The sequence below is a fragment of the Paenibacillus lautus NBRC 15380 genome (genome assembly GCF_004000945.1).
Lineage (GTDB): Bacteria > Bacillota > Bacilli > Paenibacillales > Paenibacillaceae > Paenibacillus_AQ > Paenibacillus_AQ lautus.
In genome coordinates this window covers 1-22310 of record NZ_BIMF01000009.1, presented here as the reverse complement: position 1 = coordinate 22310, position 22310 = coordinate 1, and the positions used below count along the sequence as shown (strand labels likewise).

The 22310-nt window shown below is 52.0% G+C and carries 16 protein-coding genes and 1 other annotated feature; of the genes, 14 read left to right on the top strand and 2 right to left on the bottom strand.

The window, feature by feature from the left end; translation table 11 throughout:
* Positions 1-9: 9 nt before the first annotated feature.
* The 10 genes from PLA01S_RS16760 (at position 10) to PLA01S_RS16715 (ending at position 13607) form a co-directional block, all read left to right on the top strand.
* Positions 10-945: a carbohydrate ABC transporter permease gene (locus PLA01S_RS16760; protein WP_127593215.1), complete on the top strand. Its 936-nt coding sequence runs from the start codon at positions 10-12 to the stop codon at positions 943-945.
* Positions 946-994: 49 nt separating this feature from the next.
* Complete coding sequence (locus PLA01S_RS16755; protein ID WP_127593214.1) at positions 995-2773, top strand: glycoside hydrolase family 2 protein; 1779 nt, start codon at positions 995-997, stop codon at positions 2771-2773.
* Between the two features lie 11 nt (positions 2774-2784).
* Positions 2785-3789 (top strand): aldose 1-epimerase, encoded by a 1005-nt coding sequence (locus tag PLA01S_RS16750; protein WP_127593213.1) that lies wholly within the window; start codon positions 2785-2787, stop codon positions 3787-3789.
* A gap of 66 nt (positions 3790-3855) precedes the next feature.
* Positions 3856-5598 carry a glycoside hydrolase family 2 protein gene (locus tag PLA01S_RS16745; protein ID WP_127593212.1) on the top strand — a complete coding sequence of 581 codons (1743 nt, stop codon included), beginning with the start codon at positions 3856-3858 and terminating at the stop codon, positions 5596-5598.
* An 89-nt stretch (positions 5599-5687) separates the two neighbouring features.
* Complete coding sequence (locus tag PLA01S_RS16740) at positions 5688-7085, top strand: family 43 glycosylhydrolase (RefSeq protein ID WP_127593211.1); 1398 nt, start codon at positions 5688-5690, stop codon at positions 7083-7085.
* Positions 7086-7332: 247 nt separating this feature from the next.
* The gene (locus tag PLA01S_RS16735) at positions 7333-8280 is read left to right on the top strand and encodes an ArsR/SmtB family transcription factor (protein WP_100538681.1); all 948 of its coding nucleotides are present in this window, start codon (positions 7333-7335) and stop codon (positions 8278-8280) included.
* A 306-nt stretch (positions 8281-8586) separates the two neighbouring features.
* A complete protein-coding gene (gene tetA(58), locus PLA01S_RS16730; protein ID WP_127593210.1) occupies positions 8587-9618 on the top strand; it encodes a tetracycline efflux ABC transporter Tet(58) subunit A in 1032 nt (343 codons plus the stop codon).
* Positions 9615-10430, top strand: coding sequence for a tetracycline efflux ABC transporter Tet(58) subunit B (tetB(58), locus tag PLA01S_RS16725; protein WP_127593209.1), 816 nt, complete (start codon positions 9615-9617; stop codon positions 10428-10430). Before tetA(58) ends, tetB(58) begins: the two co-directional genes overlap by 4 nt.
* A 117-nt stretch (positions 10431-10547) precedes the next feature.
* Positions 10548-10778: a binding site (T-box leader), on the top strand.
* Positions 10779-10869: 91 nt separating this feature from the next.
* A complete protein-coding gene (gene tyrS / locus PLA01S_RS16720) occupies positions 10870-12129 on the top strand; it encodes a tyrosine--tRNA ligase (RefSeq protein WP_127593208.1) in 1260 nt (419 codons plus the stop codon).
* A 377-nt stretch (positions 12130-12506) separates the two neighbouring features.
* Complete coding sequence (locus PLA01S_RS16715) at positions 12507-13607, top strand: NAD(P)H-dependent flavin oxidoreductase (protein ID WP_127593207.1); 1101 nt, start codon at positions 12507-12509, stop codon at positions 13605-13607.
* Between the two features lie 85 nt (positions 13608-13692).
* On the opposite strand, the gene PLA01S_RS16710 is transcribed toward PLA01S_RS16715, so the two are convergent.
* Together PLA01S_RS16710 and PLA01S_RS16705 are read right to left on the bottom strand one after the other, a co-directional pair.
* Positions 13693-14763, bottom strand: a complete 1071-nt coding sequence (locus tag PLA01S_RS16710; protein ID WP_246059623.1) for a right-handed parallel beta-helix repeat-containing protein — start codon at positions 14761-14763, stop codon at positions 13693-13695.
* Between the two features lie 166 nt (positions 14764-14929).
* Entirely contained in the window at positions 14930-15802 is an 873-nt protein-coding gene (locus tag PLA01S_RS16705) for a helix-turn-helix domain-containing protein (RefSeq protein WP_127593206.1), read from the bottom strand.
* A 222-nt stretch (positions 15803-16024) separates the two neighbouring features.
* On the opposite strand from PLA01S_RS16705, the gene PLA01S_RS16700 reads away from it, so the two are divergent.
* From PLA01S_RS16700 to PLA01S_RS16685, 4 genes are all read left to right on the top strand, one after another.
* Positions 16025-18820, top strand: a complete 2796-nt coding sequence (locus PLA01S_RS16700; protein ID WP_127593359.1) for a winged helix-turn-helix domain-containing protein — start codon at positions 16025-16027, stop codon at positions 18818-18820.
* A 168-nt stretch (positions 18821-18988) separates the two neighbouring features.
* Complete coding sequence (locus PLA01S_RS16695) at positions 18989-19912, top strand: NAD(P)-dependent alcohol dehydrogenase (protein WP_127593205.1); 924 nt, start codon at positions 18989-18991, stop codon at positions 19910-19912.
* Positions 19913-20170: 258 nt separating this feature from the next.
* Positions 20171-21184, top strand: coding sequence for a helix-turn-helix transcriptional regulator (locus PLA01S_RS16690; protein ID WP_246059621.1), 1014 nt, complete (start codon positions 20171-20173; stop codon positions 21182-21184).
* A gap of 80 nt (positions 21185-21264) precedes the next feature.
* A complete protein-coding gene (locus tag PLA01S_RS16685) occupies positions 21265-21876 on the top strand; it encodes an SRPBCC family protein (RefSeq protein ID WP_127593204.1) in 612 nt (203 codons plus the stop codon).
* The last annotated feature ends 434 nt before the right edge of the window (positions 21877-22310 follow it).

Below are 22310 nucleotides of genomic sequence, written 5' to 3'. Positions count from 1 at the left end.
GGGAAGGTTATGGAGGATATCAAGCAACTCAAAGTGAAACGAAGCAGGAAGCATAAAAGCATAGGAGACCGCATATTCGACTTTACGAACTATACGCTGTTAACCGCGTTAACGTTGGTGTGTTTTTATCCCATATTGCATATCTTGTTTGCTTCCGTCAGCGATCCCAGCGCCTTGATGGCACATAAAGGGGTATTGTTAAAACCGCTGGGATTCACGCTCGATGGTTACAAGCTGGTGTTTAAAGACAACAGCCTGCTGAAGGGGTACATGAATACGATCATTTATGTGGGACTGGGTACTTTGGTCAATATGGTTATGACGATATTGGGCGCGTATGTACTTTCCAGGCGGGACTTGTATTTCAAGAATTTCATCATGATTCTGATTACGATCACCATGTTTTTCGGCGGAGGACTGATTCCCTGGTTTCTGTTAATGAAGGACATCGGCTTGTACAACAATCTGTGGGCGATGATTCTGCCGACTGCTTTAAGCACTTGGAATATCATCATTTTAAGAACCGGATTCCAATCGATTCCGAGAGAGCTGGAAGAAGCGGCATTGATTGACGGCGCAAGTCAGGCCAACATCCTCATCACGGTGATCCTGCCGCTGTCGAAAGCTACGCTGGCCGTTATCTTCCTGTACTATCTGGTTGGCAATTGGAACTCATGGTTTAATGCCATGGTTCTGCTGAAGGACAGGGAACTGTTTCCGTTACAGCTGTTAATGAAGGAGATTCTGGTTGCCAATGATTCGACGGCTACCACGATCGGCAGCGCGGGCGGGGTCGTTATCAACAGCGCACAAAGCTCGACCGCGTTCCGGGAGCTGGTTAAATATTGCGCGATCGTGGTTTCGACGGTGCCTATATTGCTGGTGTATCCTTTCCTGCAAAAGTATTTTGTGAAAGGGGTCTATGTGGGCTCGATTAAAGGCTAGAGGTTCAACCGTATAGATAGAGATTGAATAATTAGGAGTGAGTTGCATCATGTTGACAGAGGTTAGCAAGACACCCATGGTTCGTAACGAATATCCGAGACCCCAATTTCAGCGCAAAGCGTGGTTAACCCTCAATGGCGAATGGGATTTCCGTTTTGATGATGAAGCCATCGGCGAGGATGAAGGGTGGTATCGGGCGGAAGCGAAGGCTTCCTTTACTCGGAAAATCAACGTACCCTTTACGTTCCAAAGCAAGCTGAGCGGCATTGATGATCCTTCTTTTCATGATGTGGTATGGTACCGCAGAACGTTCGAGATCCCGCAGAAATGGAACGGGAAACGGATTGTGCTTCATTTCGGTGCCGTGGATTATTTGGCCAAAGTGTGGGTAAACGGGCACTTGGTAGCCATGCATGAGGGAGGGCATACACCGTTTCAAGCGGACATTACGGCTGCGCTCGCGGAAGGAAGCAACACGGTTGTGCTGCGGGCGGAGGATTTCAGCCGCGACGTCACCCTGCCGCGAGGCAAGCAATACTGGCTTGAGCATTCGGCAAGCATCTTCTACACCCGTACGACCGGGATCTGGCAAAGCGTGTGGCTGGAGCCGGTGTCCCCGGTACATCTGAGCAAAACGATGATGACACCAGACATTGACCGGAACGAAATTCGCATCCGGACCTTCCTTGAGGGCTACAAGGCGACGGAGGACCTCAAGCTGCAGATCACCGTATCCTATCAGGGCGAGTGTGTTGCCGAAGATCAATATGCAATTCGAAGCGCGGAGCAGCTGCGCTCCATCGGCCTCAGCGATTTTACGGACCATGGTCTGGGACGCCTGTGGAGCCCCGAGTTTCCCAACCTGTATGACATCGAATTCCGCCTTGTTCAAGATGGGAACGTCGTCGATCAAGTATCCAGCTATTTCGGGATGCGGAAGGTATCGATCGAGAACGGCAAACTGTGCCTGAATAACCGCCCGTATTTCCAGCGGCTGGTGCTGGATCAAGGTTATTTCCCCGAGGGAATCCTGACGGCGCCGTCGGACGAGGCATTAAAGCGCGACGTAGAGCTGACGAAGGAGATGGGGTTCAACGGCGTAAGAAAGCACCAGAAGACGGAGGACCCCAGGTTCCTGTACTGGTGCGACCGCCTAGGTTTGCTGTTATGGAGCGAGGCGGCCAATGCATATGAATATTCCGAGTCGTATGTTCGCCGCTTCACGGCGGAATGGCAGGAGATCATCGAGCGGGACTATAACCATCCCTGCATCGTAACCTGGGTTCCGCTCAATGAGAGCTGGGGAATTCCCAATGTTCAGATGGATAAGCGCCAGCAGCAGCATGGGCTCGCCATGTACCATCTAACCAAGTCGTTGGACGATAGCAGACCGGTTGTATATAACGACGGATGGGAGCATATGACCACGGACCTGGTCACCATTCACGACTATGAGAGCCGCCAGGAAGTGCTGGAGAAGCGGTATGCAACAGCCTCGTCCTCGGTGGAAGCCATGCCGGCCAACCGGAGGATATTTGTCGGCGGCGCTTCCTATGAAGGTCAACCCATCCTGGTGTCGGAGTTTGGGGGCATTGCCTTCAAGAAGAGCGATTGGGAAGGCTGGGGGTATTCCGGAGCCGAGAACGAGGAGGACTTCCTGATCCGGCTCAAGGCCGTAGTGGATCCGATGTTCTCTTCCCCGGTAATCCAGGGATACTGCTATACGCAGCTGACGGATGTCGAGCAGGAAATCAACGGCTTGCTGACGTATGACCGCAAGCCGAAGGCGCCGCTTGAAACCATTCGCAACATCATGACGGGCCAATAGGAGGTGGAGAAATGGACGCGACGAATGCCTATGAAGGCGTATACCATAACGAGAAAGCCGTATTCCTGCGGGCAGGAGCATATGAAGCGGTCATGCTCCCGGATATCGGCGGGAATTTGATATCGTTCCGGGACCTCGATAAGGACCACCGGTTTCTCCATGAACCGACGCTGGAGGAAATGCCGGGCTTCAAAGCAAGACCGATGATTCATGGTATTCCGGTGTTGTTTCCCCCGAACCGGTATCAAGATGGCCGGTTCCGGTGGAACGGTAAAGTCCATCAGCTCCCGGTCAATGAAGAGGCAACCGGTCATCATCTGCATGGATTTCTGTACAACATTCCATGGGAGGTCGATGAATACGGGCATTCCGGGCAGGAGGCTTATGTGACCGTGTCTGTCCGCGTGGATGAACGGCATCCGGTATTCCGAAGCTTCCCGTTCCGCTTCCATATTCAGCTTCGGTACGGCTTAAGCCAGCAGGGGTTATCCCAGCGGGTAAGGATTACCAATACAGGCCAAGAAGCCATGCCGTGTTTGCTGGCGTTTCATACGTCCGTTAACGCGCCATTTACCGGGGAAGGCCACGCCCGGGATTACCGCTTAAAGCTGACCGTGGGGAAGCGGTGGGAGCTGGATGGGCGCATGCTGCCCACCGGCTCCCACCAGGAGCTGTCCACGAATGAGCAGGCCATGCAAGGTTCCGGTGTCTATCCATTCTTTGAAAGCATGGACAATCACTATACCGCCGCGCCTCAAAACGGAAGGAACCGGATGGAGCTTACTGATGGGACGGAGAAGGTAACGCTGGTTTATGACGTAGGGACCTCCTATAAACAATGGATGATCTGGAATAACAAAGCGACCGAGGGTTTCTTCTGCCCTGAGCCGCAGATCAATTTGGTCAATGCACCCAATATGGATATGGAAGCCGAAGAAATCGGGTGTTTCAGCCTGGAGCCGAATGAAATCTGGGAAGAGACCAGCAGGCTGTATGTCAAGGAAAGCCGAGGCTAAAGCCGCAAGTGACAGCCAGCCAAGAGATAAATGCAAACAAATTCAACATAAAAGAAGGAGTTAAACATGTCTGAATTAACACTGCCGCGTCCTGAGTACCCCCGTCCACAATGGGTGAGACCCGACTGGATTAATCTGAACGGTTCCTGGCAATTCGAAATCGATCATGGCAGAAGCGGGAAGGAGCGCGGATTCCATGAGCCGGGACATGATCTGTCCGGAACGATCACCGTTCCTTTCTGTCCCGAAAGCAAGCTGTCCGGCGTTGAATATAAGGATTTCATGGCAGCCGTATGGTATAAACGCGATTTTACCGTGCCTGAAGAATGGAAAGGCAGCATCCTGCTTCACTTCGGGGCTGTGGATTACGAGACGGAAGTATGGTTAAACGGTGTATCCGTAGGATCGCATCGCGGGGGATATACGCCTTTTAGCTTTGATATCACGCCGCATGTGGTACCGGGTAAGAACGTGATTACCGTCTGTGCGGAAGACGACGTCCGTTCCGGACGCCAGCCGCGCGGGAAACAAAGCGGACACTTCCACTCGCATGGCTGTGATTATACCCGTACGACGGGGATTTGGCAGACGGTATGGCTGGAGCAAGTGCCGGAGGCCTATTTGTCCGACATGAAGCTGGTGGGTGACCCGGATAATGGCTGTGCTCATCTCGAGCTTAAGATCAACGGGAACGCAGCTGGCCATAAACTGTCCGCCTCCGCCCTGTACGAGGGGAAAGCGGTAGGGAATGCGAGTGCTGTTGTATCCGGGCCGTCCGTCAAACTTACCATTCCACTGTCGGAGGTTCACTTGTGGGAAGCGGGGCAGGGCAGGCTGTACGATCTGGAATTAACCCTGCAAGGACGAGATCAGGTGAGCGACACCGTCCAATCCTATTTCGGACTCCGGACCGTCATGCTGGACGGAATGGCTTTCCGCATCAACGGCAAATCCGTATTTCAGCGCCTTGTGCTGGATCAAGGCTTCTATCCGGATGGAGTCTATACGGCTCCAAGCGATGAGGATCTCCGCAAAGACATCGAAATTTCGATGGGACTTGGCTTTAACGGCGCAAGGCTTCACGAGAAGATGTTTGAACCGCGCTTTCTGTACTGGGCGGACCGGTTAGGATATCTGGTGTGGGGAGAGCATGCGAATTGGGGATTAGACATTACCACAACGGAGGGGCTATCGCATTTTCTGCCGGAATGGCTCGAAGGCATGGAACGTGATTTCAATCATCCTGCCCTCATTGGCTGGTGTCCTTTTAACGAGACATGGGACCGTGACGGCGCCAAGCAAAATAACGAAGTGCTGCGCATAGTGTACGAGGTATCGAAAAAGGTGGATCCGACGCGTCCCGTCATTGATACGAGCGGCAACTTCCATGTCGTAACGGATATTTTTGATATCCATGATTACGACCAGAACCCGGAGACGTTCAAGCAGCGATATGAGCCGATGAAGAACGGCGGAGAGGTGTACAATAGCTTCCCGAATCGGCAGCAGTATGGAGGACAGCCTTATTTTATCAGCGAATACGGGGGCATCTGGTGGAATCCGGACCAGAAAGACGAGAAGTCTTGGGGTTACGGCGACAGGCCGACGTCCGAAGAAGCGTTTCTGGAACGTTATGCGGGCTTAACGAATGTGCTGCTGGATCATCCGATGATGTTCGGATTCTGTTATACCCAGCTGTACGATGTGGAACAGGAAGTGAACGGCTTGTACACCTATGACAGACGTTCGAAATTCGATCCCGAAGTGATTCGCCGTATCAATTCCCGCAAGGCTGCGATTGAAGATTGAGCCGTTTTCATAACCGTTATCGAAGTAGGCGGTGTTACATTTCGATGTGGTGTATGATTGCATATTATCCGAAAGGAACGTGACGAAGGATGAAGGTGAATTACCGGAATAAATTATGGCTCACGATATGCGCATTCCTTATTCTTCCTATGGGTCAGGCGACACATGCGGCTACGCTTCAAAATAACTTCTACAACGTGGTCATGCAGGAGGGCGCGGATCCATGGGTATATAAACACACCGACGGCTTTTACTACTTCACAAAAACGACCGGCGGAAATGTGACCATATGGAAGTCCGCACAGCTTACGACGATTGATGCAGCTCCGACGAGGGTCGTGGAAACGGGCTGCTGTGGCATCTGGGCTCCCGAATTGCATTACATCAATGGCGCCTGGTACATCTACTATGCCAAGGATGACGGGGATAACGTCAACCACCGCATGTATGTCATGGAGAACACGTCGGCGGACCCGACGCAGGGAACCTGGCAGTACAAAGGCCAGATTACGGACCCGACGAACAAATGGGCGATTGACGGCACGGTGCTGCAAACAGGCGGTCAGCTGTATTTTATATGGTCCGGCTGGGAAGGCGACACCAACGTCAGGCAGAATTTGTATATCGCCCGCATGAGCAATCCCTGGACGATCGATTCGAATCGAGTTGAAATCGCAAGGCCTACGCACAGCTGGGAAACGAACCATTCCCCACATGTAAACGAAGGGCCTCAGGTGGTTGTGCGTGACGGTCTCATCAACCTGGTATACTCGGCAAGCGGAAGCTGGACCAACGACTATTGCCTGGGTCTCATAACGGCCAGCACAACCAGCGATCTGCTGAATCCGGCATCATGGAGCAAACGCAGCCAGCCTATATTCAAGTCCGGTAACGGTCTGTTCGGACCGGGTCATCATTCGTTCACCAAGTCACCTGACGGTATGGAGGACTGGATGCTCTATCATGTCGCCAAATACAATAATGCCGGGTGGAATCGCGAGGTTCGAACGCAGAAATTCACGTGGCATGCCGACCATACGCCAAACCTCGGCGTTCCGGCGAATCCGAATGCTCCGATAACCCTGCCTTCCGGCGAAGCGGCACATACCCGCTACGAGGGTGAGGAGGGAACATTCGGCGGTGTCGCCTATGCATCCCAAAGCCCTAACGGCTCGGGAGGCATGAAGGCTGGGCATATCGATACGCCGGAGAGCTATGTGGAATTCTCGGTGCATGCCCCATCCGCAGGCGAATACGTTCTGCTGGCCCGCACGGCGAACGGAACGGCCGGTGGGGATTGGTCCCATCTTATGCTCAGCGTGAATGCCGGAACGGCAGGCAAGTTTCATATCACGAATAAAGGATGGGAGAATTGGGGCCTGTCCACGGCGAGGGTTCAGTTGAAGGCCGGCGTGAACAAGATACGTTTCTCAAAAGGCGAAGGATACGGAGAAATCGACTTTTTCGACATCAAGCCTGTAAATTAGACGCAGCAGATGGCTTAGTGGACCGAAAAAATAAAGTGTAACCAGCTTGATCATGGATGGCTTCCGGTTCTCCCGGAAGCCATTTCTGGCTAAGAAAGGAATGGTTTTCTTCGACCAGTCCAGACTTATGTCCTATGGCAAAAGGCAGGGGGAATGGCGGGTGCAAGCCTTTGCAAGCATGATTGTTTTTCATTTCACTAAGAGATAAGATGAATGGTAATGAATATGTTTAAAGGAGAGCGGATTTGTGCTGGAACTTGGTTTTAACGACCCGGAAAGACTGGTCACGGTAGCTCATGCCTTGTCAACGCGTTCTCGGGTTGATATTCTGAGGCTTTTGAATTCCAAGAATTTGAATATCATCGAAATCGCCGAGAAACTCAAACTTCCCGTTTCGACGGTGGCGAGCAACATTAAAGTGCTGGAAGCGGCCGAATTAATCAATACGGAATTGCTTCCGGCTTCGCGCGGGGCCATGAAAGTGTGCAGCCGGAATTATGATGATATTCATATTGCGTTGAATTTGAAGAATTCGGTCCCTAAGGGAGTCACGCATGTCTATGAAGTCGATATGCCGATCGGCCATTACAGCGATTGCGAAGTATCGCCTACATGCGGAATGGCGAATGCCGACGGGTATATCATCAAGGAAGACGAGCCGGCGAGCTTTTACCATCCCAAGCATGTCAATGCCCAGATCATCTGGCTTCGCAAGGGATATCTGGAATATTTGATGCCGATGGATATTCCGGCCGGAGCCCGCATCGAGTCGCTTGAACTGTCCATGGAGATGTGCTCCGAGGCCCCTAATTATGATCATAACTGGCCTTCGAATATTTCGGTGTGGGTCAATGGCGTGGAGATCGGCATGTGGACAAGCCCCGGCGATTTCGGGGATCGGCGCGGCAAGCTGAACCCGAATTGGTGGTACGATTGGGCAACGCAGTACGGGTTTCTCAAAACATGGCGGGTCGATGATGAGAAGACGACGCTGGACATGGAGAAGGTATCGAGCGTTACATTGGATCAGCTGAATATTGCCGCGAGCCCCAAATTGCGGCTGCGCATCGGCATCAAGCCCGATGCCGTGAATCAAGGAGGGCTGAATCTGTTCGGCCGCCAGTTTGGAGATCACGAACAGAATATCATCATGCAGGTAAAATATACGATGGATCAGGATGGGGAAGACCTTTAACCATGCTTTTTGGAAGTGGCCGAAGGCTTAGTGTAGAGGTAGAGGCAGAAGAGGCAAGCTCAGGGCGGCAGCCTTTTTGACGGAGAGGTTTCCCGTTTTTATAAAGGGAAAAGCGGCAGTGCAGAAGGTATTTCTGTGCTGTCATTTTTTTTGTTTACCGTTAGAGGTAGCCGGAGTACACCACGAATCCTTATCGATTGAGGATCATTTCATAAGAAGAGCCTATTCATCTCCCGGTTTACATTCCGTTTAAATAGGGGTGCTACGATTCAAACATCATCCATTAACAAAGAGGAGGAAATCATAATGGAGCATGGATACAGAAAGAAAATAGAGCCTAACCCTGGCGACTTGGCCGTTGAGGCTTACGGGCTGGTCAAAACATTCGGCGATAACCGTGCCGTGGATGGCGTGGATCTGAACGTGCGTACCGGAACGATCTACGGAGTGCTTGGTCCGAATGGGGCAGGCAAGACGACCACCATCCGGATGCTGGCGACCTTGCTAAGACCGGATGCAGGTTCGGCCCGAATCTTCGGACATGACGTGCAGGCGGAATCGCAGGTCGTTCGTCAGTTGATCGGGGTAACCGGCCAATACGCGTCGGTGGACGAATCGCTCAGCGCTACGGAGAATCTAATTATCTTCTCCCGTTTGCTTGGTTTGGGGCGTACGGAGGCACGGCGCAAGGCCGATGAGCTGCTAGAGGAATTCGGTTTGTCGGAAGCCGCGAAACGGCCGCTGAAAAATTTCTCCGGCGGCATGCGGAGAAGACTGGATCTGGCGGCAAGCCTTATTGCCCAGCCGCCGCTCATCTTCCTGGATGAACCAACGACGGGGCTGGATCCCAGGACGCGTTCCCAGATGTGGGATACGATCCGCCGATTGGTGAATACCGGTTCAACGGTATTGCTGACCACGCAGTATCTGGAAGAAGCGGATCAACTGGCAGACCGCATCGCCGTTATTGATTACGGCCGGGTCGTGGCCGAGGGTACGGCCGATGAACTGAAGATGTCGGTAGGCACTTCCTCGCTGCATTTGACTGTCCAGGATTCGGTTGACATGGATCGCGCCCGCCATACCGTGGAACAAGTGTTAGGCGTCCATGCCAATGTATCGCCCGAAGCCGGAAAGATAACGGCGCCGATGGCTAATGCGGGTCTTGTTACAGACCTGTTGATCGAGCTGCGAACGGCAGGAATCGGATTGTCGGAGATGAGCGTGCAGAAGCCGACCCTGGATGAGGTATTCCTAACGATCACCGGCCACGGCGTGAAGGAAGACGCTGCCCAAGGGTCTTATGAATCCAATGATAGAGAGGTGGCACGGGTATGAGCAGCACCATGATTCAGCCTGGGACGGAACGTCAGCTTAAGAACCGCACGAGTTTTGGCCAGACGGTCCGAAATTCGTTGACGATGGCTTACCGGGGGCTGCTGAAGCTCCGACGCACGCCCGAGCAGTTGTTTGACGTCACGTTTCAGCCCATCATTTTTACGCTGATGTTCACCTATATTTTTGGGGGCGCCATCTCCGGTGACGTGGCGAGTTATTTGCCCGTCATCATTCCCGGCATCCTCGTCCAGACTGTGATTACAACCTCCGTCGTCACAGGCGTTCAGCTGCGCGAGGATATGGATAAAGGCGTATTCGACCGATTCAAATCGCTGCCGATTGCACGCATCGCACCGCTGGCTGGTGCCCTGCTGGCAGACACGATTCGGTATACCATTGCAACGGTGCTTACCTTTACGATGGGATATATTATGGGATATCGGCCCGAGGGCGGCTTGGGTTACGTTGCTCTTGCCGGATTGGTCGTCATTTTATGCTCATGGGCCATCAGCTGGATCTTTGCTTTCTGCGGCGTGATTGCAAGATCCGCCTCCGGCGTGCAGGGGATATCGATGATCGTGCTGTTTCCACTCACGTTTCTCTCCAACGCGTTCGTACCGGTGGATACGATGCCGAGCTGGCTGCAGTGGTTCGTCAATATGAATCCGATCTCGCATCTTGTGACAGCCGTTCGGGATCTCACCAACGCCAGCACCGTGGGCTGGGATCTCACGATATCCTTGGTTGGCGCCGCGGTCATCGTGGCGATCTTTGCTCCCATTACGGTTCGTGCGTACATGCGCCGCACTTGATACCAAGGGGGCTCACCTAACGGTGTTTACCCATGCGGCCGGGCGAAGAAGGACATCCGTCCAGAACAGAGTTGACATTGATTTATGAATTCACTATACTGTCTGTAATCTTATAAGCGACATACGTTGAAAGAGCCCAGTAGCAGCTTGGTCCCTGTTCTAGAAAGCCGGGGGGTGATGGAACCCGGTACACACCAAGGCGGCGAATTACACTCTGGAGTATCTCGGGTAATGCCGAGCGGAAACGACGAACGATATCTCGTCTAATGAGCGGCATGAATGACGCGCGGCAGCGTGCAGATCATTCGTGCAATCTGGGTGGTAACACGGTTAACAATCGTCCCTATGTCTATAACAGACAAGGGGCGATTTTTTGTTTTTTCAACGAGTTGGACGTTTCGTTATAAGGAAATTACTGAATTGAAGGAGTGTAAACACTGTGAATATTATCGACGAACTGGAATGGCGCGATGCGATCAACCAACAGACGGATGCCGAAGGCCTCCGGGAGCTTACGAATGAAAAATCAATCTCGCTGTACTGCGGCGTAGATCCAACGGGCGACAGCATGCATATCGGTCACCTGATTCCCTTCATCATGCTCAAACGCTTCCAGCTTGCCGGCCATCGTCCGGTCATTTTGATCGGGGGCGCGACCGGCACCATCGGCGATCCAAGCGGACGTCAAACCGAGCGCTCGCTGCAGACACTGGAGCAGGTTCAGGCTAACGTCGACGCGTTGACCGGACAAATGAAAAAACTCTTCGTAACCGAGGGCGACAATCAAATCCGCATGGTCAACAACTTCGACTGGACGCATAAAATCAACATTATCGAATTTCTGCGCGATTACGGGAAAAACTTCAGCATTAACTCGATGCTGGCGAAGGACGTGGTTGCGAGCCGGCTTGACAGCGGCATTTCGTTCACGGAATTCTCTTACCAAATCCTGCAGTCGGTTGACTACTTGCATCTGTACCAGCATGAAGACGTACAGCTGCAAATCGGGGGATCGGACCAATGGGGCAACATTACAAGCGGCCTGGACCTGATCCGGAAGAAGGAAGGACCTGAGGCAAAAGCATTCGGCCTGACCATTCCGCTCATGCTGAAGGCCGACGGTACAAAGTTCGGCAAAACGGCCGGCGGTGCGATCTGGCTCGACCCGAACAAAACAACGCCATTCGAGTTCTACCAGTTCTGGGCGAACACCGACGACCGCGACGTTGTGAAATACCTGAAGTACTTCACGTTCTTGACCAAAGAGCAAATTGACGAGCTGGCCGAAAAGGTGCAGAGCGAGCCGCATAAACGCGAAGCGCAAAAAATGCTGGCTGAGGAAATGACGAGATTCGTGCACGGCGAGGAGATGCTGGAGCAAGCCAAACGCATTACGGCGGCCTTGTTCAGCGGCGATATTAAATCCCTTACGGCCGATGAGATTGAGCAGGGCTTCAAGGAGATGCCGACATTCGAAGCCACGCCGGAAACGAAGAATATCGTGGACTGGCTTGTGGATCTGGGCATCGAGCCTTCCAAGCGGCAAGCTCGCGAGGATATCACTAAAGGCGCCATCTCGATGAACGGCGAGCGTATCAGCGACGTCGGTCACGAGGTGACAGCCGACCAAGCCATTGGCGGCCGGTTCATCATCATTCGCAAAGGAAAGAAAAACTACAGCTTGGTGAAAATGTCCTAGAAGACGGTGTAACAATCAGAGGGAAGAGTCTCCCCGGACGGAACACCCGTAAAAAGCCGCTAAACACGTTTCAAGGTGCTTAGCGGCTTTTTTTTAGAGATAAGAAAGTATAAACTTCAGAGGCTAGCCCTCCTTATCTCGCAAGAAAAACATCTGCTAGATGCGGTCTGCCTTCTGAGAAAGTACGCCGATTGGCGTTTTTCTTAAGAGATAAGAAAGTATAAACTTCAGAGGCTAGTCCTCCTTATCTCGCAAGAAAAACATCTGCTATATGCGGTCTGTCTTCTTGGAAAGTACGCCGATCGACGTTTTTCTTATTTATTGGAAGTTTCTCTCTTTTAATAGGATAATATCTGTAGTGTTAAAGGAGGTATATCATGAATATTCAACTGCAGACCGAGCTGTGCCAACGGTTCCATATCCGCTATCCGCTCTTTCTGGCAGGAATGGCCGGGGGACCGACGACAGTTGAGCTGGTCGCCGCCGTATCCAACGCAGGCGGACTCGGGACACTGGGTGCGGCTTATATGGAGCCGGCTGCCATTCGCCAGAGCATTCAGGAGATCCGCAAGCGGACGGATCAGCCTTTTGCCGTCAATCTTTTTGCGCCCAGTGCCCCGGATCGCCATGAGCGAATTGGAGAGGTTCAACAGGAACTAAACCGGATGCGGGATGACCTTGGCATTCCCCATGCGGGCAAGGATCACGTAACAACCCCGGATTGGTTCGAGCAGCAATTCGCGGTTCTGATCGAAGAGAAGGTGCCTGTCATCAGTACGACATTCGGGATTCTGGATGAGCCTCATATGCAGCAAGCGAAAGCGGCTAAGCTTCTGGTTGTTGCGATGGCAACCACGGTCCGTGAAGCCCTATTGGCTGAGCAGGCAGGGTGTGACGCCGTCGTTGCCCAAGGCAGCGAAGCGGGCGGACACCGTGGAACGTTTGACATTTCGGAGCACCCGATGGGTGCCCAAATCGGAACGTTTGCCTTGGTACCGCAAATCGTGGATCGCGTCAAGATTCCCGTGATTGCCGCCGGAGGCGTGATGGATGGACGCGGACTCGCGGCTTCGCTTGTCCTTGGAGCCCAAGGCGTTCAGATGGGGACGCGATTCCTGACCGCGGTTGAATCGGGTGCGCATGAGGTTTACAAACAAGCGCTGCTTCGGAGTACGGAAGAGAGCACGGTGATCACCAAAGCGTTCTCGGGCCGGCCTGCAAGGGGCATCCGCAATGCATTCATCAGGCAATGGGACGAGAGCGGCATAGAGCCGCTGCCCTTTCCTACGCAGAATACGGTGACACGTGACATACGAAACGCGGCTAATCGCCAAGATAATCCGGAGTATATGTCATTGTGGGCGGGGCAAGGCACAAGAGGACTGACTTCGGGACAAACGGCAGCGGATATTGTGGCCGAGACGATCCGGGAAGCGCTGTTGATCTACCCATTTCGTGAATCCGATCATTTAAAATGAGAGCGGATTATGCTATACGTTTAGGAAAACATGAAGCAGCAGGCCACCTAAGGAAAAACCTTGAGGTGGCCTGCAAAGCTTTTAGCTAGAAACCGCCGTAAGTATCTCCGCCTTCGCCGCTCCACGTCATCTCCACGAAGGAGGACGGATTGGAAGACGTCGCTGTTTTGGATCCGGAAGCATAGAGTCCCCCGGCAACCCCGGTCATTGTATAGTCGGTATATAATTTGTTCGAAGTATAGTTCGTGTAAATCATCGCTCCCGACATATTGGATGCGGTTACGTTCTTAAGCTCCAAATTGCTTCCGTAGGACACTCCGTCCGAGGCCGTGGTTTTGCTTGTTCTGAACGCCTGGCCCGTGGCTGCATTGTTTTTGACCGTGGTGTTGATAATCTGTACATCATTGGCCCGCATGAATATTCCGTTGTTGCCCACGGTTGATTCCGGCACCGTATTCTGAAAGTCAACCGTGCTGTCGATCACTTTGATATGATGCGTGCCCTCTTTGAAATCAAAGCCGTCGTTTTTGGTTTGTATGGCGCTGCAGTTCAGGAATGTAATATAACCGCTTCGATCCGGATTCGGCAGTGTGGTCCAGTTCTGATCGGCATCCCCCACATAGAAGCCCTCGCCGAATTTCCCGCCTTGCCCCGCACTTTGTGCGGTACTGTTCGAGACAAGCCAGTATTGGCTGTTTTTCCGAATTTTGAACGCTTCAGCCGTCGTATTTTTGACCGTTACGTTGGTAACGTAGCCGTGAGAGGCCTCAATCAGAAGACCTTTGTTCGATTTGGCATTGGAGTTAATCGTCACATTCTCCAGCTTGTAATAGCTGTTTTTGATATGGAATGCGGCATTTCCCGCCGATGCGGTGAAATGAAATGTAGCCCCGCCGCCCGTGCCGCGAATCGTGATGTAATTGCCTGACGATCCGCTCCTGGAGGTTGCAATGGTTCCATCCGACACCGAGTAGGTCCCGGACACTTCGATAATGTCGCCGGGATTCGCACTGGCTAAGTAGCTCCGCAGCGTCGCAACGTCACCGGCGGGGACCGTTTTGGTTGCCGCCTTTACAATATGACCAGGGTAGAATGCGAATACAAGCATGAAACAAAATAAGGATACCATGCCAAACTTGAATGATGGCTTGATCATCATGAAACCTCCTCGCTATTTTGGACACTATTCATCGTACAGTCGCATTTTTTGCCTTGCATTCTTTCTGTGCGAAACACATCACCCCGCTTGATAAGGATCAGAATCATTGTTTAAGCGCTCTAATTATAATCCAATCCCCATACCACATTGCTGCTTGAAAATATCATAATTTCGTCTGCATTCGATACTGAAGGGGCGTCATGCCGTACTTTTTTTTGAACATAGCGATAAAATACGAGGGGTAGTTAAATCCGGTCTGTTTACTGATGTCTTCGATTGTCAGAGTCGGCAAGCTAAGAAGCGTTCTGGCTTCATCCAAACGCTTGTTGTTTGTATATTCGATGATGGTCATGCCCATCTGCTCTTTGAACAGCTTGGACAAATAACTGGGGGAGAAATGAAGCTCCGCAGCCATTTCGTTAATCGTGAAGGATAGATGATAGTGCTTGGCAATCCACCTTACCATGGCGCCGACAGGCTCGATCGAACCAGCGGCTGTATGATACTTGAAGCCCCCGCTGCAATCCGGCGGGTAAATATGGCTATTGAAGTAGGTGAAGAAATGAAATAAAAACAAGGCGACAACTTCCTTCTGAACCTTGGTCGGAACGCTGGCCAGCATCTCATGCAGCTGCAAAAACTGATTTTCCAAATATAAGGCATTCTTGGACGACAGATGAAACACCTGATTGGACCACGGATGCTCCAGCAATTGTGAAACAGCGGTTGTCAGCTGTGGAAGTGCGGTGAGGAAACGCTCGATGACGGACGCTTTGATTTTCAGCAGGCTGCGAATGTAATTCGGCGGTACGATGACATTAATATGGTGAATTTGAAAAGGTTTAATCAACACCAGGGTGCCGGGCTTCAGCGAGTACGTTTGATTATTCACGATATATCTTCCGGCGCCCTCGTGAATGTACAGGATCTCCAATCCTTCATGATAATGAAAATATTCCACCGGCTCTGTATGTACGCTTCGATAGTTGAACAGATACAGATTGTCACGCCAGGGAATCGAATGGTGAATTTTCATCTGAAACCTCCTTTTGCATGAATGATAGGGATGATAGGTTCAATTATAGGGCCTCAAGCATTTCGGATACATCGTATGCCTAACCCTTTAAATCATGCTTCTGATACTCAACCCTAAGCGAATGGATTTAACGTACAAGAGGGAATTTCGGGAAGCCGTCGAACATTTTATCATAATATATATGTTAAAAAATGCTGCAATGACGGCATAACGGGGGTTATGATGTCCACGCCTATTTTGTCAACAAAACTGTATATACCTTCTCCCCGATCAAAGGCTGTTCTTCGTCCCCGCTTGATCGAGCGTTTGAACGAGGGGCTGCTTCTGCAACGAAAGCTGACTATGATTTCCGCCTCTGCAGGCTGCGGTAAAACCACGCTGCTCAGCCAATGGATCGAAGGCTCCCCGCTGCCCGCCGCCTGGCTGTCATTGGAGGAGGGAGACCGTGAGCCGGCAAGATTCCTGGCTTATCTTGCGGCTGCCCTGCAAACCATCGGGGTTGATATCGGAGAGGGCGTCATGAGCAAACTTCAAACTCCGTCCCCTCTCCCTTTGCCGGTTGAAGCTATCGTCACGGCCATCCTTAATCACATTGCGGTCCTACCGGACCGTTTCATTCTGGTTCTTGATGATTACCATGTGATGGATTCCAAACCGATCGACAGTGCTCTTGGCTTTCTCATTGAGCGGATGCCGCCGCAGATGCATGTGGTTATCGCCAGCCGCCAAGATCCCGATCTGCCCTTGGCCCGGCTGCGTGCCCGGGACCAGTTGACGGAAGTGCGGACATCGGACTTGCGCTTCACATCCGCTGAAACCTCTGAATTCATGCGCCACGTCATGGGACTGGATATGTCAGCGGAGGATGCTGCGCTCCTCGAATCCCGCACGGAGGGCTGGATTGCCGGCCTGCAGTTAGCGGCGTTGTCCTTGCAGGGCCATCAAGACGCGGCCACCTTCATCCGATCCTTCGGCGGCAAGCACCGTGATGTACTGGACTATCTGGTTGAAGAAGTGCTGCAGCAGCAGCCTGAGGGCATTCAGGATTTTTTGCTGTACACTTCCATCCTTGACCGGCTGTGCGGTTCATTGTGCGAATACGTTCTTCGGAGCGAAGGGCGTAATTCTCCGATGAACGCCATCTCCGGGCAAGAGACCCTGGAGTACCTGGAGCGCGTTAACTTATTCATTGTTCCGCTCGACAAGGAGAGGCGCTGGTACCGATATCACCACTTGTTCTCGGATGCGCTGCGGCAGCGTCTATCTCGAAAGGGCACTTCTGCGGTTGACGGAGAGAGGGATGTATCCGAATTGCATCGTCGTGCAAGTGAATGGCATGAACGTCATGATCTTCTGCTGGAAGCTTTCCAGCATGCGATTGCCGCTCAGGATGTGGATCGCGCCGCACGCCTCATTGAAGGGGAGGGGATACCTTTGATCTTCCGTGGAGCCATTGGACCTGTGCTCCATTGGTTGGATTCCTTGCCTAAGGAGGAGATGGATGCAAGGCCCGCGCTACATGTCATGCATGCTTCCGCCATGTTAATAGTCGGTCAAATGACCGGTATCGAACCTAAACTTCAAGCCGCCGAAACCTATCTGCAAGCTGCGGAGGACGATTATACCCGGGATCTTATAGGGCATATCGCCTCCATTCGTGCCACGATTGCTGTCAGTAAACATCAGACGGAAACCATCATGGCGGAAACGCGCCGGGCCTTGGAATTTTTGAGTCCGCATAATCTGCCCGTCCGTACTGCCACGATATGGACGCTGGGATACGCCTACCAGCTGCAGGGGGATCGAGCCGCGGCTGGCAAGGCGTATCAGGAAGCCGTAACCATCAGTCAGAAGATTGGGCACATCACGATCAACATGATGGCGACGCTCGGACTCGGAATGATTCAGGAAGCGGAAAATCAATTATTTGCAGCGGCCGAGACGTATCGCCGCGTTCTGGATTTGGCGGGTGATCCTCCGCTGCCGGCTGCCTGCGAAGCGTATCTGGGACTGGCCCGAATATGCAGCGAGTGGAATGATCTGGATGCCGCGGAACAGCATGGGCAGCAGGCCCTCCGCTTGGCCGGGCAGTTCGAGCATATCGACAGGGGCGTGGTCTGCGAGGTGTTTCTCGCAAGGCTGAAGCTTACACGGGGAGCTGTGAGCGAAGCGGCTGCCATGTTAGCCAAGGCCGATCACTTCGCCCGTCAGCATCATTTCACGCATCAGCTGCCCCATATTGCCGAGGCACAGGTGCTTGCCCTGCTGCAGCAAGGGGATGTCAGTTCAGCGTTGCAGCTTGCCCAGAAGTTTGATCTCAAACTCAGCCAAGCCAGAGTGCTGCTCGCACAGGGGGATACGGCGGCAGCACCGGTAATACTTGAACATTTACGAGCAGATTTTGAAGTTAAGGGATGGGCGGACGAACAGCTCAAAGTGAAAGTGCTGCAGGCTTTGGCCCTTCAAGCCCATGGTGAAAAGCTGAAAGCCGCACAGATTATTGCGGATGTGCTGGGGATGAGCGAGCCGGGCGGTTTCATCCGGTTGTTTATCGATGAAGGGCAGCCGATGCGGGAGTTACTAAGCGCAGCAACTATGAGCAAACCGATGCAGAAGCTATTTAGGGAAGCCGAGAGCAAACCGAAGCAGAAGCTGTTAAGGGAAGCCGTAAACAAACCGAAGCAGAAGCTGTTAAAAGAAGCTATAAAGAAACCGATGCATGATTATCTGGAGCGGCTGCTGCATGCATTTATTGTTGAAGGACTAGAAAGTAGAGTTGCATCAGTATTCGTTCCAGGGTTTGTTCAGCCTGCAAAGTCTCTGATTGAGCCGCTAAGCCGGCGGGAATTGGAGGTTCTGCGGCTTATTGCCGATGGACTATCGAATCGTCAGATTAGCGAGAGGCTTTTTGTTGCCCTCAGCACTGTGAAAGGGCATAACCGGATGATTTTCGATAAACTTCAGGCCACGCGCCGTACCGAAGCTGTAGCGCGCGCACGAGAGCTGGGTTTACTGTAGGTGACGGTCGGTCGCAGAATGGATATTCATCGATAGCTATTTCCCTTCCAATACCGCTGTTCATGAGAAAACCATACTGCTGTTCATAAGAAAACCATACTTAAGTATCTACATTCCACTACCTGACGGCAGATATACTGATTGCAAATGCGAGTTTGGAGGAAACCCATGAAAGCAATGGTATGCACCGCTTATGGATCACCGGATGTTTTAAAGCTGCAAGAGGTAGAGAAGCCTATCCCAAAGGAGCGCGAAATTCGGATCAAAATTTACGCCACCACCGTCAATTCGGGGGATTGCCGAGTACGGGGATTACGCAGTCCTCTTTTGTATAAGATTCCCATGCGATTGGTGCTGGGTCTGAGAAAGCCAAGACAACCGATACTCGGGGTGGAGCTGGCGGGTGAAGTAGAAGCGATAGGCAAGGATGTTACGCGATTCAAGGTAGGCGATCAGGTCTTGGCATTCAGGGGAATGCGATTCGGTACGTATGCCCAGTATATCTGCATGCGCGAAGACTCATTCTTGCTGATGAAGCCCAATCATGTGACTTATGACGATGCCGCCGCCGTATCTTTCGGAGGAACGACGGCCCTGCATTTTCTTAGAAAAGGGAACATCCGGCAGGGGCACAAGGTTCTGATTTATGGAGCGTCCGGTGCGGTGGGGACGTTAGCCGTACAGCTTGCTAAGCAGCACTATGGAGCAGTTGTTACCGGCGTTTGCAGTACCGTTAATGTGGGGCTGGTGAGGTCGCTCGGAGCCAATCGGGTCATTGATTATACAAAAGAGGATTTGACCACAAGCGGAGCGCGATACGACATCATCCTGGATGCGGTCGGTAAACTGCCGAAATCCAGATGCAAGCATTTGCTCACCCCGGGCGGGAGCTATGTAACCGTTGAAGGGCAAGGGGTGGCCAAGGTGCTGATGGAGGATCTGAGATTGCTTGCGGAGCTGCTGGGAAAAGGGAAGATCAAGCCGGTCATCGACAGAAGGTATGCATTGGAGCAAATGGCTGAGGCGCACCGGTACGTGGATGAAGGACGTAAGAGGGGCAGCGTTGTCATCACGGTGGGGCATGATCATTGAGGAAAAGTCATCATTGCGGGGCATGATTATGACAGCAGATGAAGCAAGGCATCATTCAAGGATATAGACAGCCATCCAAGCATGCCCCCGGACCACTCACGGTAAACTGGCACAGGGGGCAGTGCCACACGATGTACTCATTGACTAGCCGATCCTGGAGAGGGTCGGCTTTTCTCATCGGAATGTGGGGAATCGGTGATTACCATCCAGATTAGAGCAGGAAGAAATCTCTGAACCTTCCACAGGAAGTGATATATAATGGGATCAAATAGAGCAATTCCAAGGGAAGGACTGCTGCACACGATGTCCAAAGCGGATAATATGCTGGCTATTCTATGGCTGCTGAAATCGCGAAAAAGAATCACGGCAAAACAGCTATCGGAGGAACTGGGCGTGCATATCCGAACGATTTACCGGAATATCGATGCCCTATGCATTTCGGGTGTACCCGTCATTTCGGAGATTGGACGCGATGGAGGGTACTACATTCCTGAGCATATCAAGCGGGAGCCCCTGTTTTTTGATGCCGATGAGCAAAAGGCGCTTCTTCATGCAGCCGCATTCGCACGGGAAGCGGGGTATCCGTCCGAAGAGCCGCTGAATCGAGCCGTTTCCAAAATAAAACGATATACGAATCCGGAGCAGCTGGAGCGATTGGCGCTTCACGAGAACAGCATCGAGGCCATCCATCCGCCCGCAGCATCCGGGCTTACCTCCATGCTGCATGAGATCGAGGCGGGGATCGACCGGCAAACCAGTCTCGTGATCAATTACGCAACAGGCTATGAAGGTGTCAGGCAAACACGTACCATAGATCCATATGGGCTCGTCCATTGGAAAAGCAAATGGTATGCGGTGGGCTATTGCCATTTGCGCGGTGAAATTCGCTGTTTCCGTGTCGACCGTATGAGCGATATCCGGCATACCGACAACGCGTTTGAACGTCCGGTGCCGTTTTCCCCGCGAGAGTATGTATTGGAGAGCTTACTGTCGGGGCAAGGCACCGAATCCAATCCTCATTTGGTTTCCGTGCATATCCAAGGGATTCCTCAAGCTTTGGACGATCTATGCGCGCATTGGCTGCTCAGTCAAGCCCTCGTCGAACGTACGGCGGAGGATGCGGTGTTCAGGCTGGATGAGCATACGTTATACACGCAAGTTGCCTACTATCTTTTGTCGTTTGGCGGGAAGATTCGAATCATCGGGCCCGAGGAACTGAAATCAGGCATGATCGACATTACGGAGTCCCTATTAAAATATTATCAATCCTAAGCATAAACACTGACCTTCTTTGTCAGTGTTTGTATTATATAATAAACTCCATCAGAAAGCGTCAGGGAGGAGAAAGCACAATGGCAGGCTCTATTTTTAAACAAGAAGTGATGAAGGCGACGGAACGTTCGTGGGAAGAATGGATCGTGGTCCTTGGGCAGGAAGTGGGCACACTCTGGTCACACGAGCAGATCCGAAACCATATCGTTGAGGAGCATCGGGTATCCGATGAATGGGGCGAATGGATCGCTGTCATGTATGAGCAGATCATGGGGCGTGTGCCGGTCGGCGTATCCAAAGATGCCGGGGTGCAGATCGGGGTCAGAAAGACAATGGCCGTGACGAAAGAGAGAGTGTGGGATTTCCTCACGTCTTCTGATGGACTGCCGTTATGGATCGGAGATGTCTCTTCTCTGGAGCTGCAGGTCGGGCATGAGTATGAGTCGAAGGAAGGCGTGTCCGGCAAAATCACGGTGGTCGTACCTTACCATAAGCTGCGCTTAACTTGGAAACGCAAGGAGTGGGACAACCCATCCCGGCTTCAAATCTATGTGTTGTCCACGAAAACGGGAAACACGACCATTGCAATTCACCAGGAGATGCTGGATGACGTTTATATGAGAGAGATCATGAGGCGCTATTGGGATGAGATGCTGACTACCTTACAAAGCCAGGTGATGGTGCCCAAATGAACAGATTCAGTTATTTGGTTCTAAGGGTGAATTGATTGGATTGATTGTATTGATTGTATTGATAGGGCGAGATTTGTTTGTCCGCGGAATACCAGGCGCCTGCATGAGCGTGTTGACTGTTCCAATGATTTGAGGACAGAGGATCCGCTATTACGTCTCGATTGGTGGGTTTGGGGTTAAATGAGGACACAAGATCCGCTATTACATAGAGTATGGCGATAATTCGTGTTATTTAAAGTGAATAGCGGATTCTGAGTCCGGAAGTTCGGCTAAAGTGGCTGTTTTTTTCGAAATAACGGATCTAGTGTCCATTAGTTTGTTTATTCGTCTCTTGGATATCTGCAAGAACTGCAAGAACTGCAAGAACTGCAAGAACTGCAAGAACTGCAATATCTGCAATATCTGCAATATCTGCAATATCTGCAATATCTGCA